The sequence below is a fragment of the Pseudomonas hormoni genome (assembly GCF_018502625.1).
Taxonomy (GTDB): Bacteria; Pseudomonadota; Gammaproteobacteria; order Pseudomonadales; family Pseudomonadaceae; genus Aquipseudomonas; species Aquipseudomonas hormoni.
Genome location: NZ_CP075566.1, coordinates 1721569 through 1738355, shown reverse-complemented (window position 1 = coordinate 1738355; position 16787 = coordinate 1721569). Strand labels below are relative to the sequence as shown.

15 protein-coding genes are annotated in these 16787 nt (G+C 57.2%); 3 read left to right on the top strand and 12 right to left on the bottom strand.

The genetic code is table 11. The features are described 5' to 3' along the window. Positions 1-3: 3 nt before the first annotated feature. The 8 genes from KJF94_RS08200 to KJF94_RS08165 form a co-directional block, all read right to left on the bottom strand. A complete protein-coding gene (locus tag KJF94_RS08200; protein WP_214382500.1) occupies positions 4-993 on the bottom strand; it encodes a VirK/YbjX family protein in 990 nt (329 codons plus the stop codon). A 7-nt stretch (positions 994-1000) separates the two neighbouring features. Then, positions 1001-1978 carry a glycosyltransferase family 2 protein gene (locus KJF94_RS08195; protein ID WP_214382498.1) on the bottom strand — a complete coding sequence of 326 codons (978 nt, stop codon included), beginning with the start codon at positions 1976-1978 and terminating at the stop codon, positions 1001-1003. Between the two features lie 5 nt (positions 1979-1983). After that, positions 1984-2535, bottom strand: a complete 552-nt coding sequence (locus tag KJF94_RS08190; RefSeq protein WP_214382496.1) for a serine O-acetyltransferase — start codon at positions 2533-2535, stop codon at positions 1984-1986. A gap of 8 nt (positions 2536-2543) precedes the next feature. Then, positions 2544-3500, bottom strand: coding sequence for a glycosyltransferase family 2 protein (locus tag KJF94_RS08185; RefSeq protein ID WP_214382494.1), 957 nt, complete (start codon positions 3498-3500; stop codon positions 2544-2546). Next, positions 3497-4108 (bottom strand): acyltransferase, encoded by a 612-nt coding sequence (locus tag KJF94_RS08180; RefSeq protein WP_214382492.1) that lies wholly within the window; start codon positions 4106-4108, stop codon positions 3497-3499. Before KJF94_RS08180 ends, KJF94_RS08185 begins: the two co-directional genes overlap by 4 nt. 75 nt (positions 4109-4183) lie before the next feature. After that, positions 4184-5647, bottom strand: a complete 1464-nt coding sequence (locus tag KJF94_RS08175; protein ID WP_214382490.1) for a GMC oxidoreductase — start codon at positions 5645-5647, stop codon at positions 4184-4186. Further along, positions 5644-5838 (bottom strand): hypothetical protein, encoded by a 195-nt coding sequence (locus tag KJF94_RS08170; protein WP_214382488.1) that lies wholly within the window; start codon positions 5836-5838, stop codon positions 5644-5646. Before KJF94_RS08170 ends, KJF94_RS08175 begins: the two co-directional genes overlap by 4 nt. A gap of 121 nt (positions 5839-5959) precedes the next feature. Then, the gene (locus KJF94_RS08165) at positions 5960-7336 is read right to left on the bottom strand and encodes an oligosaccharide flippase family protein (protein WP_214382486.1); all 1377 of its coding nucleotides are present in this window, start codon (positions 7334-7336) and stop codon (positions 5960-5962) included. Between the two features lie 95 nt (positions 7337-7431). Here KJF94_RS08165 and KJF94_RS08160 point away from each other — a divergent pair, with 95 nt between their 5' ends. The 3 genes from KJF94_RS08160 to galE are packed head-to-tail and all read left to right on the top strand — an operon-like array spanning position 7432 to position 12602. Next, the gene (locus tag KJF94_RS08160; RefSeq protein WP_214382484.1) at positions 7432-8958 is read left to right on the top strand and encodes an O-antigen ligase family protein; all 1527 of its coding nucleotides are present in this window, start codon (positions 7432-7434) and stop codon (positions 8956-8958) included. Positions 8959-8963: 5 nt separating this feature from the next. Then, entirely contained in the window at positions 8964-11579 is a 2616-nt protein-coding gene (locus KJF94_RS08155; RefSeq protein ID WP_214382483.1) for a glycoside hydrolase family 5 protein, read from the top strand. A gap of 45 nt (positions 11580-11624) precedes the next feature. Further along, the gene (gene galE, locus KJF94_RS08150) at positions 11625-12602 is read left to right on the top strand and encodes a UDP-glucose 4-epimerase GalE (RefSeq protein ID WP_214382481.1); all 978 of its coding nucleotides are present in this window, start codon (positions 11625-11627) and stop codon (positions 12600-12602) included. A gap of 43 nt (positions 12603-12645) precedes the next feature. Here galE and KJF94_RS08145 read toward each other — a convergent pair whose 3' ends face one another. From KJF94_RS08145 to KJF94_RS08130, 4 genes are all read right to left on the bottom strand, one after another. Continuing rightward, on the bottom strand, positions 12646-13377 hold the full coding sequence (locus KJF94_RS08145) for a CpsD/CapB family tyrosine-protein kinase (RefSeq protein ID WP_250548296.1): 732 nt from the start codon (positions 13375-13377) through the stop codon (positions 12646-12648). A 68-nt stretch (positions 13378-13445) separates the two neighbouring features. Then, on the bottom strand, positions 13446-15008 hold the full coding sequence (locus KJF94_RS08140) for a GumC family protein (protein WP_214382477.1): 1563 nt from the start codon (positions 15006-15008) through the stop codon (positions 13446-13448). A gap of 21 nt (positions 15009-15029) precedes the next feature. Beyond that, positions 15030-16145, bottom strand: a complete 1116-nt coding sequence (locus KJF94_RS08135) for a hypothetical protein (RefSeq protein WP_214384789.1) — start codon at positions 16143-16145, stop codon at positions 15030-15032. A gap of 26 nt (positions 16146-16171) precedes the next feature. Beyond that, positions 16172-16729 (bottom strand): polysaccharide biosynthesis/export family protein, encoded by a 558-nt coding sequence (locus KJF94_RS08130; protein WP_214382475.1) that lies wholly within the window; start codon positions 16727-16729, stop codon positions 16172-16174. Positions 16730-16787: the final 58 nt, after the last annotated feature.

The window sequence follows — 16787 nt, the reverse complement described above, 5'->3', positions numbered from 1 at the left end:
GGCTTAGTTGTCGTTGCGGAGGGTTATTGCTGCGGGTGATTCCACTGTCGTACGGCTATCAGGAACGTCACGCTGTTTGCTGTAACTGGCTGACAACACGCTGTCGATCTTTCTGAACGTGTCATCCAGAAGCTCATAGCGTCGGCGGTACATGGCACGTTTTTTTGAAGCAATACTGTCGAGCGGTTTTCTGGACGGTTCCATGGGAATCTCAAAAAAGTCTTCGCGCGCTGAGGGCGTCGCGCCGTGCTCCAACCAGATCACGTCGTAATTTGCCGCCAGGTCCTGACTTTTTTCAGCACCAAAATACGGATGCCGATGGTGGCGATACCCATCCCCTACTGCATAGATTTTTTCAACGCCGAGGTTGATGGCAAGGTATTTGATCGCTTCGATCAGAAAGCTTCTTGGCCGCAGCCCTTCAAAATCTTTTGTCAGGTCCCTGTAGATACTCAACGACAGATCACTCTCCACGCCTTTGTGTATCCCTTGAACGGCGCCGATAAAAATACACACCTCAGTGTCTGTGCGGCACAAGGTGAACGCGAGGGATGCGATGCGCAGATCGCCTTGAAACAAATTCAGTACCAGTTCCCCTTCCCGCATGAACCACGTCGGACGATCCAGCACCAGGAAACAACCCGCGGAGAATTCCGACAAGTCACTCAACACCAGACTTTCGCTTCGCCCGAACAGCAATAATTGCGGGCAGCTTTTTGTGATGACTTCGTAATGCGAAGCCAGCACGCCTAATCTGTCCTGAGCGTTCCAGTTTTTACTGATGTAGGGCCAATGAACGACACCGACACAATCGCGCCCCAACTTCTCGACACCGGACTTGCCCAGGGCGTTCGACATGCGCCCCAAAAACACATTGAGCCCTGACCAGTTCTGTCCAATCAAAACCAATAATTTAAGCTTGTTTTTCAAGGCTCTTAACGAATAGCCCGCGTGCAGGGAAAACACGCTTTTCAACAGCAGCCAATTATTCATGGACGTCTCACTTGTATTCGATCAACGCGGTTTTGCCGGTGCCGAATCTGTTCAGAAGAAACCTGGCTTGTCCGAGCATCTCGGGAAATTTTCCCAGCACGAGGAATAAAGCCAGCAGCCAGTTTTCGCGCTTTGATCTACCGCCCCGGCGAGCCAGGCGCACGACTTGCAAGGGGTAGACCAGCAGCAGAAGCAGCCCTGACCAGCCCAGCATCAACATGGCGATCACCGTCGCCAGCGGCACACCCAAGCCCCAGAACCAGGCACGACGTGATTCCCGTAGCCAATGTTTCTCCGGTGCAGCCCCATGCAAAAAAGCACCTTCGGCAAAGGCATGGCCACCGCGTAATGTACGCCGCCACCACTGGCCGAAGCGGGTCATGGCCGCATCGTGCAAGGTCATTTCCTCAGCCAGACGCCAGACCTTCCATCCATTCGCCCGCAGGCGCACACACAATTCGGGTTCCTCCCCGGCGATCAGGTCCGCTCGAAACCCCGACGCTGCGGCGAAAGCATCCGCCCGCATCAACGCATCGCCACCGCAGGCCTTCGCCTCGCCTATCGGCGTGTCCCATTCCAGATCACACAACAAGTTGTAAATCGAGCGTTGCGGAAATCGTTCGCGGCGCCGTCCACAGACCACCGCCACTTCAGGTCGGGTATCGAGAAAGGCCTGTGCCCGGGACAACCAGCCTTCGACAACCTCGCAATCACCGTCGACAAACTGTACGTAACGCATCGCCGGCAGCAGATGTTGCAGGCGGGCAAAGCCTTCATTGCGCGCGCGGGCCGCCGTAAACGGGATCGACATATCCAGCTCGACCACCTCGACCCCGAGCGCCTTCGCCATCTGCACCGAATCGTCCGTTGATCCAGAGTCGACATAGACCACCTGCTCCGCCGCACCCACCAGCGAAGCCAGGCAACGCTCAAGCCGCAGGCCTTCGTTGCGACCGATAACGACGACACCCATGCCGATCGCCATGGGGTTCACTTGGCGTCGCAGTCGGAAGTGTCCAGGGAGCTTGCTGTTGCTTCTGCCGACTGCCTTCTCTTGATAATGGCGGGCACACCCACGGCAACCGAGTCATCCGGTACATCGGTCAGCACTACGGCATTGGCACCGATCACGACATTGTTACCAATGCGGATATTGCCCAGCACCTTGGCGCCGGTGCCGATATCAACGTTATTGCCGATCACCGGGGCGATCGGCTCATTCACATTCTTCAGCCCCACGACCACGCCATTGCGGATCCGGCAATCATCGCCGAACTGCGCATACCCACTGATAATGATGCCGCCGAAGTGATCGATGACAAAGTTGCGTCCGACCACGACTTCACAGGGCAGCTCGATGCCCGTGAGGATCTGCACCAGTTTGTAGAGCACTTTGTAGATAAAGGAGAGCAGCTTGCGCAACAACGCCGGCCGCACACCGTAGCGCCAGCGTCCGAAGCGATAAACCAGCATCACCCAGAAACCCTGAGCCCCCCAATCACCCGCGTATGCACGCAAGTCCGCACGTATGTTTTCGAACATGAATGGCTCTACCGTGTTGGTTGGGTAGCGAATTTGGTCTCGCGCAGCAGCGCCCAGGTGGCACGCGTATGTTGCCAGCACGCACCGATGGCGGCTCGGCCGCGACCTTTCAATACCGCCTTGAGCGCCAGAATCAGATCCCCCAGGCACACCAGAAACATATGCAAGGCCAGACCGGACAGACCGTGGTGCTTGCGGAAATACAACAGCTCGCTTTCGATCTGCATTTTGGGTATCTGTCGACTGACCGCATTGAGCTCGACAACCGTCTTGGCACTTTCTCCGCCGATATGCACCACCGTGGTATCCGGGTAATAAACCACCTTCCAGCCGGCCTGCTTGACGCGCTTGCAGTGATCGACCTCCTCGTAATAAAGAAAGTAGCGCGGATCGAACAAGCCCACCTGATCGATGACTTCACGGCGGATCAGGTAATAGCAGCCAGGGACCCAGTCGCACTCACGGACCGAGGCGTGATCCCACTCCATGTCGTCGACCCTTTTCACCACCGGAAAAAAACGTTCAAGCCCGGTACGCGAGAGGAAGACGTTCAATGGCGTCGGAAAATAGCGGCAAGAGGGCTGCAGATCACCCTCTCGTCCAACCAGTCGAACACCGAGGACACCGCAATCCGGATGAGCCTCCATGTAATCGAGCGTCTTGTTCAGGGTGTCCGCGGCAACGAAAGCATCGGTGTTGATGAGCAAGGCATACTTGCCCTGCAGGTGTTCAACCAGTTGATTGTTGGCACGACCAAAACCCACGTTTTTTTCATTAGCCAGCAGCAACGCTTCCGGACAAACGTTTTCCAGGCGCTCCAGGGAGTTATCGGCCGAGGCATTGTCCACGACCAGATAGCGCGTGGGATCCGCACTGTTGGGCTGGCGTAATGCGTCAAACATGGGCTGCAACAGCTTCGCGGTGTTGTAGTTGACCACCAGCACATCAAGGGGGGTATGGGTCATTTTGGTGGCTCGCCAAAAAAGTACTGCACTCGCATTTCCGTAAGCGCCGACTCCAAACCTGGATCATAGGAACCGGTGCGCTCTCTGATCACGTCCATCCACGGATAGTCGTTGCAACGCGCCTCGAATTTTTTCATCAGCTCTTCAACGGTACAAAAAACTCTCGCTGGATTGCCCCCGACCACGACACCAGGCGGAACATCTTTCCTGACAACAGCACCTGCGGCGACAATTGAACCCGGACCTATGGTCACGCACGGCATGATGATCGCACCATGCCCGACAAAACAGTTGTCACGGATGTCGACGGGGCCGACAGAATCAAGTTTTACGTTGTAGAGAGTGGAGAAGAAAACAGCTCCATCGTGACAGAACAGCGTGCAATCCGATAAAGCGATGTTGTTGCCGAGACGCACCAGCGAAGGGTCAGCGATATTGCACCCGACATTGATCCACACATTGCTGCCAACGGAATGCAGCGATCCCCAGCGCGCCAGATATCGAGCCCACTCGAACCCGTCAGGATTACAAAACCGTTTAAAGAGCCAGCGTCCCCGCCCCGTTTTGTTGACGTAATAACTTACAGCACGCCTTGCCAGCCCTATCATCCTGTCAGCCTCACAAATCCTTCGATTCTCGTCCGTGCCAGAGCCAGATACACCCCGGTTTTTTTGATTGTAGTATCAGGAGTATCTGCTCGCCGGGCCCGCTTGATGATTAAGATGATCTGCCAGCCTCAGGGCAAGCTGTATAAGAGGCATGGTCGGATTGCTCGCACCGGCTGTAGCGAAAACACTGCTGCCCGCCACGTAAAGATTGTCGGTGCCGAACACTTTGCAGTTCTCGTCGACCACGCCGGACTCAGGCGTCGAGGCCATCCGTGTAGTCCCCATATGATGCGCGTGGGGCGCCACTTTCAGTGGCACTGCGACGTCATAGACGTACTCATCCAGCTTGACGAAGCCCAGTCCCGTCTCGGCAAAACACTTAGCCACCTCCAGCCCTATGGACTTGATGGTATGCCTGTCTTCGGGGACCAGCTCCCAATTGATGTTGACCTTGCGCATCCCCAATGCATCCCGTTCCTCGAGCAAAGTGAGACGGCTGTTGCGGTTGGGAAACTGTTCGATAAGGGTGGTAATCACCCCATCCCCGGGGCAATTGAAGTGGGTAATGAAATCGATCTTGTGCGCCAGGCCGACATCGCAGGCGAGGTTCTCCAAAAAGTCCTTGATGGCCGCCGTTCGCCCATAGGCCTGCACTTGCGCCAGAAGCGCAGCAGACACATTCCCTTTGCCTGACTGAAACTGCGCTACAAACGCATCGGTCGTGAAGTATTGTCGAGGCTCGGGGCTCTGCCCCTCTCCCAGGATGAAAGTCCCCAGGTCGAGGTTCAGGTGCTCCATGAAACATCTGCCGACGAAGCCGTCCTTGCTGACGACACCGGCGGTTGCCAGCGATTCACTGTTCATCAACTGCCTGGCATTCTCGATGGCGCCCGTTGCCAGAATGAACTGTTTTGCCGTCACTCGCTCTCGGTGCCTGGCGTAATCCGACACAACGACGGAGGTGATGCGGCCGGTCTTGTCATCAAACTCAAGATCGACACAGTTGCAATTGATGAAGACATCGAGCCCCTCGGTCTCTTGAAGATCCTTGGCGTATTTTTGTGCAAACCGCGTCGGCGGACTCAGCAAAAAACGATCCGCTACAAAGTCGTTGCCATCCATGGACGCATTAATGGCCTTGAATCCGGAATCCGTCGGGAGATCCACAATGGCCATGGCCGCTGGCAGATAACGCTCGATCTCGGAAAACGCTATGGGCCAGCCGGGCACATTGACGGGAGGGGCCACGTCAAAGTCTGACTTCTCGAAGGGGCGGCAACGCCCCGCCCAGTGGTTGGACGTGCCGCCGAGAAAGCGCAGGCGTGTTTCTTCCGCGTAGACATTCATGCCTGTCGAAGTGCAGTTGTAGAGGGTTTGCGAGGGCTGCGAATATTCGTGCCCCCCGCCCTCGATCAGCAGCACGCGCCGACCACTCCCGGCCAGGCGCAGCGCCAGCGTGATGCCCGCCGGCCCGGCACCGATGATGCAGAAGTCATAGCGGTCGCGCAGTTCTTTCTGCGATTGGTAATCTTTGATCATGTGCGCGTTTGCCGAAAATACTGGGCAGGCAACACCCAGCCGTTGACCACGACAAACCCGTTTTTTTCAGAAGAAGGCGGAGCAAGGAGCGAGGACAATCCAAATGTCATCCCCCCAAGACTCAATAATGCAAACGCCTGGAGGAAATCTCTGCGCCCCATCACAGAGGTATTCAAATCAAGTTCACTCATGATTCAAAGCCCCACGACATTAAGATTGCGTTTGTATTTTCAGCTACACATCAAACCCCATCACTCCCCCGAGGGATGACGTTGCGTCAAGGCGTTGAAGTAGCAAGTGACCTCGTTCAAATCAAAGCCATTCGGCAATGCCCAGCACCAACTCCCCGCACAACACCCCGACCAACAACATTGGCAGCACAACAAGCTCGCGTTTGAGATCGAACAGCCCCACCCGACAGTTCACATAAACAATTAGCACAAGTGTAGGAAACGTATGCAGCGCGACACCCCAAATCGCATATTTCACTCCGCCCAAGGCCAGCAGCAGAGGCAGCAACACCCATAACGAGACGGCGCGAATGATGTTATCCATGGCCTGGTACTTCGTGAGCCCCAAGGCAAGCCAGGCTTGATGCGCCACGCCGTAGCGCAATGTGAAGAAAGACAGTGAAAGAATGGCCATCATGCTGCCGGCCTCGGCATAACGCTCATCGTATAACCAGTGGATGATCAGTGGGCTGATGACCCACAACAGTCCGGTGATAAACAGCAAGGCGATGTCGACAATCAGTCTGAAGCGATCATACAAAGAGCGGAGCCGCACGGTGTCATTGCTTCTTGCCGCTTCGCCAAAGGCGGGCAACGCCACGGCGCCAACCAGCCTCTGCACACCGAGTGTAATAGCCCCCAGAATCAGCACGGCAATGGAGTACACACCCAGTTCGGCGGCCGACATGCTGCCGCCAAACCAGATGCGATCGCCATTCATGGCCAGTACGCCCACTGCCGAAGACAACAATATCCATCGGCCGAAGACGACCAGCTCCTGGAGCGCACTACGATCCCACAGCAGACGGTTAGGCGGGCCCGGAAACCAGAAATGCCCCAGAAGCAGGCTGACCAGAGCGGAGACCAGACCCGCCCCCACCAGCGACCAGATAGACCGGGTGAAGTAACCGATCACCAGCATCACCAGCAGGCCGGCAATCTGGGATGCAAACTCGGCGAGCACGACTTTCTTTTGCTGGAATGAGCGAACGGCCACGTCGACTTTTGTCGACTGAAAACCATAGATGATCGCGGACAAACCGGTAATGGCCAACACCAGCGGCAACTCGGGTGCACCATAGGTGGATTCGGGCGACCACAGATGGATGGACTGCGCAAACCAGGCGAAGCCTGCGATCAGAAGTGTCGTGGCAAACAGGACAAAACCGCGCACGATCTGCACGGTCCACACGGTATTGAGAAATACCGGGTCGTCACCCCGCGGGCTCTGGATGATGTTCTGGCGCAAACCGACATCGGAAAGCAAATGGATGATCACCGAAACGGTGGTGGCGATGATCATGATGCCGAACATCTCCGGCATCAGCAGACGAGCCATGATCAGGTTGCCGCCCAGGCGCATGGCCTGAGAAGTGACAAGTGCCCCGAGATTCCATGCCCCGGCGAATATCGCTCGCTTGCGCAGGCTCAACGATGGCGATATATCAATTGAAGGCATAACATCAATCCCGGACTCTGTTGCACGAACGTTACTATAGCCGCAATCAGGCAATCCACTATGCTTCGCTCACCATTCAATAAGTTCATGAATTCATGCCTGAGCATATACGCGCGCTAATCGTCATTCTGGTTCTCGCCGGCACGGTTTTTACCCTTGCCCGTCAACCAGCAAAGGACCTGATCCCGTACAACGACTTCACCCGTCGCCGCAATCTGTGGTTCGTGTTGACCCTGATGGTTTTTTTCGCGCACAGCTTCTGGGTGTATGCCGCCGTTGCCGCGGTGGTGCTGACGGTTGCACGAAAACGCGAGCGCAATCCCGTGGCGCTGTTCTTCATGTTGCTGTTTCTCGTTCCGCCGGCGTCGGCGCAGATTCCCGGCTTTGGCGTGATCAACTATTTCTTCGATCTCAACCATATCCGCCTGCTGTCCCTGTGCGTCTTGCTTCCGGCGTTTTTCGTGCTGCGCAGGCAAGCGGACACGCTGCCTTTCGGGCGCACCTGGCCTGACAAACTGTTGGCCGGCGGCCTTGCGCTGACGAGCCTGCTGTTGCTGCGCGAAACCACGCTCACCGACACGTTGCGCCAAACGGTCTACATGTTCATCGAAGCTTTTCTGCCTTACTACGTTGCCAGCCGGGCTCTGAAAAACCTCAGCGACTTCAAGGATGCCTTGTTGGCCTTTGTCCTCGCCGCCATGGTGTTGTCCATTATCGGGCTTTTCGAATTTGCCCGGAGCTGGCTGCTCTACAGTGCGCTGACGGACGCCCTGGGCATGCAATGGGAAATGTCCAGCTACTTAAGCCGTGGCGGTTCGTTGCGCGCCAGCGCCACCACTGGCCAGGCCATTGCGCTGGGGTTTGTCGTCAGCGTCGCCCTCGGCCTGTACCTGTTTTTGCAGGAAGGTGTGCGCAGCAAGTTCCAGCGACGCCTTGGCGCTCTCTTGCTGGCTGGCGGACTCTTCGCGCCGCTGTCGCGTGGCCCCTGGATCGGGGCCGTCGTCATGATCACAGCGTTCATCGCCACGGGTCGCGGCGCGGCCAAACGCTTGATGCTGCTGGCGCTCGCCGGCGTGCTCGCCCTTCCAGTGCTGGCCATCGTGCCTGGCGGGCAAAAAATTCTGGACCTGCTACCGTTCATCGGCACGCTCGAAGTAGAGAACATCACGTACCGGCAACGTTTGTTCGATAACGCAATGATCGTTATCCAGCGCAATCCCTTGTTCGGCGCTTTCGACTTCCGCAGCACGCCGGAAATGCAGTCCATGATTCAAGGCCAGGGCATCATCGATATCGTGAACACCTACATCAACGTGGCGCTGCAGGTCGGGTTGGTCGGGTTGACGCTGTTCGTGGCTTTTTTCGTCACTGTTCTGCTGGGCATCCGCAAGGCGATGCGTTCGTTTCCCGACAAGGATGATGAGACACGCCGGCTCGGACGCGCACTCCTGGCGACACTGGCCGGGATCATGGTGACCATCGTGACGGTCAGCAGCATCACGTTTATCCCCGTGGTGTATTGGTCGGTGGCCGGGCTGGGTGTTGCCTATGCCCAGATGGCTCGCAAGCTCAGGCAAACCTCGACCGCAGTCACTGCGAGTGCCCACCTCCAACTCCGGTAATGCCAATGACCACTTTGTTTCGCCGCACTTCGATGCTGCTCCCGGTTTTGCTGTGCGTTGCGATCTGGCCGTTCACGACCCGGGCGGCGGACTGGGTCGCCAGGGTGGATGACCGCACCGGGTTGCCCATGCTGGAGCACGGTGGCACTCCTGCCGTTGCCTCAAAGTTCGAGTTCTGGGAGAGCAACTGGGGCTGGACGAATTCTACCAGCCGCTTCGAGATCAATTCGCCCTACAAATACACCCTGACCGGCCAGAACAAAACGCTGGACTTCGACCTGACGGCGCAGATTCAGAAGGAAGGCGAGCAGAAGCTGACCTGGGACTTTGACCTGGATGCACACAGCGTGAAGTCGGGGGTAATGGGTGGGGGTGTCACCTTCAATTTCGACCCTGCCCTTTTCGACGGTGAGATGGGCAAGCCGGATTTGCTGCCCGGTAACCGCGGCTGGTCGTGGGGCAACGCACAAGGTCGACGCATCGAGATGCGTTTTGAACCGGCACTGGCGAGTGTGTACTTTGAGCCCGGCAGTCAATCCGAGGTGCGGGCCTTTTTCTACAAGAATTCAATCAAGCCCGGTCGCCAGAATGTCAAAGCCACCTTGAGCATTTCCGGTGACATGACGCTCGGCCCAACCACGACAGAACGCTTTGGCCTCACGGACCCGAAGACCTGGCCAGATGACAAGGTCGACATCAAAACCTCTCCCGTCGATCTGTCCTTTCTCAACGCAAACGAAAAACCTGCCGGCAAGCGCGGCTTTGTCAAAGCGTCCGGTGAACAATTGATGTTCGCGGACAACACCCCGGCGCGTTTCTGGGGCACCAACATCACGTCCTATGCGCTGTTTCGCACCTCTGACGAAGGCATCAAGCAACAAGCCAAACGCCTGTCGGCACTGGGCTTCAATCTCGTGCGCCTGCACCACCATGACTCGCCCTGGGTCAGCCCGAACATTTTTGGCGACCGCGACCAGGCGCATGACACTCAGCAACTCAGCGCAGAATCGCTGAAAAAAATCGACTGGTGGATCAAGTGCCTGAAAGACGAAGGCATTTATGTATGGCTCGACATGCACGTCGAGCGAGCCCTTACGGCGAAAGACAACATTTTCGGCTTCGAAGAGCTGCCAAAAGATGAGCAGAACAACGCCAGCCTCAAGGGCTACGCGTATGTAAACATCACCATTCAGCAGGCAATGAAGCGCTTCACCGAAGCCTACATAACCCATGTGAATCCCTTTACCGGCCTCGCCTATAAAGACGATCCGGCAATCGCCGCCGTCCTGATCACCAACGAAAACGACGTCACTCAACACTTTGGCAACGCCCTGTTGCGAGACAAGGGAGTCCCCAAACACTGGGAGCTCTACAAGAACCGGGCCGATGCCTTTGCCAGCCAGCACAAGCTGTCGGCAGGACTCACCTGGCGTTCGTGGGAGCATGGTCCCGCCAAGCTGTTCCTTAACGATCTGGAACAGAGTTTCAACACAGATATGATTCAGCATCTGCGCCAATTAGGCGTGAAGGTTCCCATTGCCACCACCAGCAGTTGGGGAGGCGACGGCCTGAGTTCCTTGCCGGCCCTGACTGCCGGCGACGTCGTCGACGTTCACAGCTACGGTGGCGGTGGTCAGCTGGAAAAAAATCCGCTCACCAGCGAAGGCATCGTGGACTGGATTGCCGCCGGCCAGGTCACCGGCAAACCGCTGACCGTCACCGAGTGGAACAACGAACCGTTCCCGACACCCGACCGCCACTCGTTGCCACTCTATGTCGCCGGCACCGCCAGCCACCAGGGCTGGGACGCGCTGATGCAATATGCCTACAGCCAGCAGCCGCTCGACGGCGGCTGGGTAACGGCCGACAACTGGCACGCCTATAACGACCCGGCCATGCTGGCCACCCTGCCCGCCGCCGCCCTGCTCTATCGCCGCGCCGACGTCAGCGAGGCCAACACGACGTACGTCTTCGCACCGACGCCCGACACCCTGTACAACAAACCCGTCTCACCGGCCAACTCGGTGTTGCTGCGTACCGCCATGGAGAAAGGCAAGCTGCAAATCGCCATGCCACGAACGCCGGAACTGCCCTGGTTGCAGCCGGGCATTATCCCGAGCAATGCGCAGGTGTTTCATGACCCTGACCAATCGTTGCTGGACGCCAATGCCAGCGAATCCACGACCGATACGGGTGAACTGAAGCGCAACTGGAAACAAGGCATCTACACCATCAATACGCCGCGCACCCAGGCTGTTACCGGCTGGATCGGTGGCGAGTCGATCAGCCTCGGCAACATCCAGGTTCAAGTGAAGACCGCCAATGCCAGCGTGGTGGTGCAAAGCCTGGACGCCGCGCCTGTCGGTCGATCGCAGGATCTGCTGATTTCGCTGGGCACGCGCGCCATCCCCAAAGACGATGACAAAACACCTTTTTACGTCGAACCGCTCGAAGGCACGCTCAGCATTCAGGGACCGCCAGGCTTGACGCTGTACACCCAAGGCACGCTGGCGCAAATGAAGAAGTTGCCCGCGACCTACGTTGACGGGCGCTACACGATCAAGTTCGACGGCGTGCAGGCCTTCAATTGGTTATTTTTGAGAAAAAGCGCTGCGCACTGACGGTACAATCCGGGTTTGCGCAGCAACAGTTTCCAGGAGGACAGGATGAATTTTTTGGTGGTCGGCGGTGCAGGTTATATCGGCTCGCACATGGTCAAGCATCTGCTGCGTGCAGGTCACGAACTGGTGGTGGCCGACAATTTTTCCACGGGGTATCGCGACGCCTTGACGGGCGGAAAACTGGTTGAGCTGGACATCGCCGACGCGCAGGCCCTGGATACCTTGTTTGCCGCACACCACTTCGATGCCGTGTTCCACTTCGCCTCGTTCATACAGGTCGGCGAATCCGTCACTGAACCGGCCAAGTATTATCAGAACAACCTGGCCGCCACGCTGACGCTGCTACAGGCCATGGTTCGCGCGAACATCAAGCACTTCATCTTTTCCTCGACGGCCGCCGTTTACGGCAACCCGGAATATGTGCCCATCGACGAAGAACACCCCAAGGCGGCGATCAACCCCTATGGTCGCAGCAAGTGGATGGTGGAACAGATGCTTGAAGATTTCGATCGCGCGTACGGGTTGAAGTCGGTTTGCCTGCGCTACTTCAACGCCGCCGGAGCAGACCCTGAAGGACAGCTGGGTGAACGCCATGAACCGGAAACCCACCTGCTGCCATTGATCCTGCAAGCCGCCTCCGGCCGACGCGAGAGCATCACCGTCTATGGCCGCGATTACGACACGCCTGACGGCACCTGTATTCGCGACTACGTCCACGTTGCCGATCTGGCGGCCGCCCACGCACTGGCCGTGGATTACCTGTTGGCCGGCGGTGCAAGCACGGCGTTCAACCTCGGTAACGGCCAAGGGTTTTCGGTACAGGAAGTAATTGACACCGCGCGCCGCGTGACCGGTCAGGACATCTCCGTCAGCGATGCGCCACGCCGTGCGGGTGATCCACCACGCCTTGTGGCCGATCCCCAAAGGGCCTGCACGCTACTTGGCTGGCAACCACAATTTGCTTCACTGGAGCAGATCGTGACGCACGCCTGGAGCTGGGAAAAGAAACACCCTTGGCACTGAAGCAGGCGCTCGCCACTAGCGCCGTTCGCTTGAGGATAACGCGCTAGTAGTACGAGCGGTTTTGCGGCTCCGCTTTGTTCAGCACAGTGCCAATCAGATTGGCTGTCCCCAGATGATGAAGGCTTTCCTCGATCTCTTTCCGGTTGTTCATGCCGTTGGCGACCACGAGCAGGACGCAGTCGAATTTAGGCAGGACGGTAATGACATCGTCCGAACTCAAGATGGGCGGCAAATCGAAAATCACGATTCGTGAGTTGTAGCGTTCGCGCAAATCACTAATCAAGTGGCTCACCTTGGGCGATGACAGCACCTCGGTGGAGAGCGGAATCGCCTTGCGGGTCGGCAGGACTACAAAGCGCGGCAAGGTCGGGTTAACCAGAACCTCTTGCAGTTCCGCTTCATCGGCCAGGTATTCATTCAGCGATTTCTCCATCGTCAACCCCAGGCAGGCACCCACGGTCGGACGGCGCAAGTCGAAATCCACCAGCAATGCCGTCTTGGTGGTGTGATGCGCGATGCTCATGGCCAGGTTGATCGCCAGTACCGTCTTGCCGGCCTCAGGTGTCGGCGAGGTGATGGCGAGCGTGCGCCAGCCATTTTCTTCCATGACTTTCAGGACTTGCGTACGCAGCAGATCGAACGCCCCGCCCATATTCGAGTTCTTGTTGTACGCCACAATGCGATTGCGCTCGAGGTGATCCGGCCGCAAAGGGACAACCTTGGTTTGCACATAGCTGAGCGCATTCAGACCTGAAGATTGCGCGGTGGAAGTCATGGCTTTTGACGAGTTCTTGGGCTCGGTGTTTTCGGTATCGGGCTTGATAATTTCCATGTCTATATTCCTTATGCAAACCGGCCCAGCGTTTTGAACGCCAGCTGATCCAGAGGCATGTAGAGGAAGTGCACGAGCACCAGAAGGATCGCGAACAGCACGACGGCGCACACGATCAGGCGCGTTCGCCACTTCTTGCGGCGTTCCAGTTCGGCCATGGTGTGAATGTAGGGAATGGAAACCAGTACGCGTCTGCCCAGCACGCTGGCCAGGGCTTCAGCCCCGCGCACGCGCGAACTCATCATCTCGAGAAGCATCACCAGCGCGCCAGCGCCCACCGGGGCAAGCACGAAGCCCATGGCGACCACCTTTTTACGGTTCGGCCGAACCGGCTTTTCAGGCATCAGCGGCGACTCCAGGAGAACAAAACGCTCGGCCTTGTTTTCCTGTTCCAGGCTTTCGGAAATTCTCGCGTTGATCTCTTTGGCGCGCATCTCCTCATATTTCTTTTTCGCGTTGTCATGGTCGCGCATCAGCGTGATCAGGCCGCGCTCGACTTGAGGCATTTTAATAATCTGCGCTTGGTATTCAGATATTTTCTGGACCGTCTGCTGCTTCTGATCGGCCAGTGACCTGATACGTGCCTCGGTGGCGGCGATCCGCGCCTGAGCCTTCGCTACATCCATATTGACGGGCACTGCCGCACTACCCGCCCCCGACTTGTTCGCCTCAAGTGCCGCAATCTTGCGTTTCACGGCACGCACATCGGGGTGGGCGTCGGTATACAGCGTCTGCAAACGGGCGTACTCCACCTTGAGGCTGCCCAGATCCTGCGGTTTGTCAGCGGCTGCACCCGCCGCTCCAGGCTTGGTCGCTACGCCGGTATTGGCGGCGATAAGCTCCAACTCGTTGAAACGCAATTCCTCACGGGCAGCCTTGTAGTCACGGTCGACGTCCTTGAGGTCGTTTTCGGCGCGCGTCAACATGTTCGTGAGCAATTCCCGATTCTCGGGCAGCGCGTCGCTGTGCTCCTCCTTGAATATCGCCACGCGACTGTCCTGGGCATTCAGGGCAACCTCGAGCTTGTCTGCCTCCTGCTTTGCGAACTCTGTGTTTTCATTGGCGCGCTCGGTGCGCTGCCTGATGTTTTCATTCAGGAACAGCGTCACCAGCTCGTTGGCCACCTGGGTGGCAATCTCTGGCTGGCGGTGCTCAAAGGAAAGGCGAAACGCAATTGTCACTTCCCCGCGCCCCTTGATCGCGGCGCTGACCAGGGTGACGCCAATCGCATTGCGCATTTCATCGATTTTCTCGGAAACGCTCAAGTGCCGGCCAGTAGAGAACAAATTGTATTTGTCGATGATCGCTGCCAGATTCTCTCGGGTCATCACACGCTGACGAATGACTTCGATACGCTCATCGGCAAAGGTGCCGTTGTTCGCCGCGACCAGCTCAGGCGAGATCTGCTGCGACTCGATCAGAATCGTGCCGGAGGACTCAAAGGTTGGGGGGAGCGACATCGCGACCGCAATGCTGATGCCAAGTATCGCCGCGCAACTGACGATCAACAGCACCGCATGGTGCTTGATGATTGCAATGTAGTCGTTGACCGACATTTCGTATTCAGTAGTCATAGATCATCACAAAGCTGAATTTCAGAGACCGGGGTAACTATAAGTCAAGGTCAACCCGACGACATTTGCGCTGGCATCCGGCAAGCTGTCCTGCTTGCGTTCTTTGTAAGTGAAGAATAGGCGGGCATTCCAAAAAGGCGAGAGTTCCTGACTGACCCAGGCGCTGTAATTGACCAGGGTATTCGGCGTCTGCCCCTTGGTGTCTTGCCAGGAAGCATCAAGACCGGTGCGTCGGGTTTCATCGATAAGGTAACTCACGGAGCCCTTCAGGTTATCGGCCTCGACGAACCCTCCGTCCCCGCTGGCGACGGTGCTGCGGCTGGCATCGAGGCTGGTTTCAAAGCGCTCACCGGTATACTGCAGGTTCACCCCGCCCTCGCCTGTGGGACCGTCCCCCGTGCCGGAGACTTGATTGACGCCCGCGTACACCGATCCCTTCAATGCCTCGGAGATCAGGAAATTCACGCCAACCGTGGGAGTGTAGCTATTCGAGGAAGACGCCACGGTTCCCTCATCCGGCTCGTAACGCCTCACGCCAATACGGGTAAAGAGCTCGACCCGCTCGCTCCATGCATAGGTCAAGGTAAAGCGGCTTGCCAGCTCGTCATAGTTGATCAGGGTAGGAATGTCGTAAGTGACATGAGTGTAGTCAGTTTCGTTGAGCAGGGTGGTTCGCTCGCTGAGCGCAGTGCGCCAGTTGCCACCCACGGTATAAAGCTTTTGCGTGCCGTCGGAAGCCACAACGCCGGTTTCCTGAACCTCGGTGGAAAGCGTTGAGCTCTCTTCATAGCGAGCCGTGAGTCCATAACCACCGGTTTCAGTCTCGCGATGCCACCCGAATTTAAGCCTGGGATCTTCACGGTCTGACACGATGTCCGTATCGGACGAACGCACGACATACACCCCGAGTCCGAACTGGAACTCATCCCGTCCGGAAGTGCCGACAAGGCTGAGATCGGGGGCGATGATGGTGCGGGTCACCCCCTTTTCATCACTCGTCAGCAACAGGGGGTTGCTGTCGTACTCGACAGTCGAAGGCACCGCGATTGCTGTTTGCCAGGTAGCCGCATAGGCCATACCCGAACACGGCAGGATGAGGATTGCGGTGGCAATTCCGGTGGTTCGCAGCGCAAGCAAAGTAATCCCTAGTGCATCGCGCAAGGCTAAGGCACGACCAGCGTATCGCCGGCTTTAAGTAGAAAATTGGTGGACATGTCATCCCCGGACATCAACTTGCTGTAGTTGACGCGCAGGATCTCTTGCTTGGTCCCGTTGAGTCGCACGACCTTGATGTCATCCGTGTCGGCGAATTTGTCGAGGCCGCCCGACTGGCTTAATGCCTGCAGCACTGACGTTTGACCGGACATGTGCACAGGGCCGGGTTTCACGACCTTACCCTGCACGTAAACGAGATTGCCTTCGGTGCTCGTGACAACGACGCTCACCTGCGGATCGGGTATGAACTTTACAAGCTTGGCGGCTATTTTCTCTTCGACTGCGGTGGTATCGAGACCCGCGACATCGACCGGCCCTGCCAGCGGGAAGGTGATGCTTCCATTGGGAAGAACGATCACATCCTGTTTGAGCTTGTCTTCGCCCCAAACAGAAACGTTGAGCTTGTCACCCGGACTCAACAGGTAAGCAGCATCGTTTGCAACGGCACTGGAAATGCTGGGCAGGACAGCCAGCGCGCAGACCACAGGTAACCAGAAACGCAACATCGGGATCCCTCCGCCTAAGTAGCCTTGCCAAGAGTTTCACACAAAAGCCGAGGCAAAT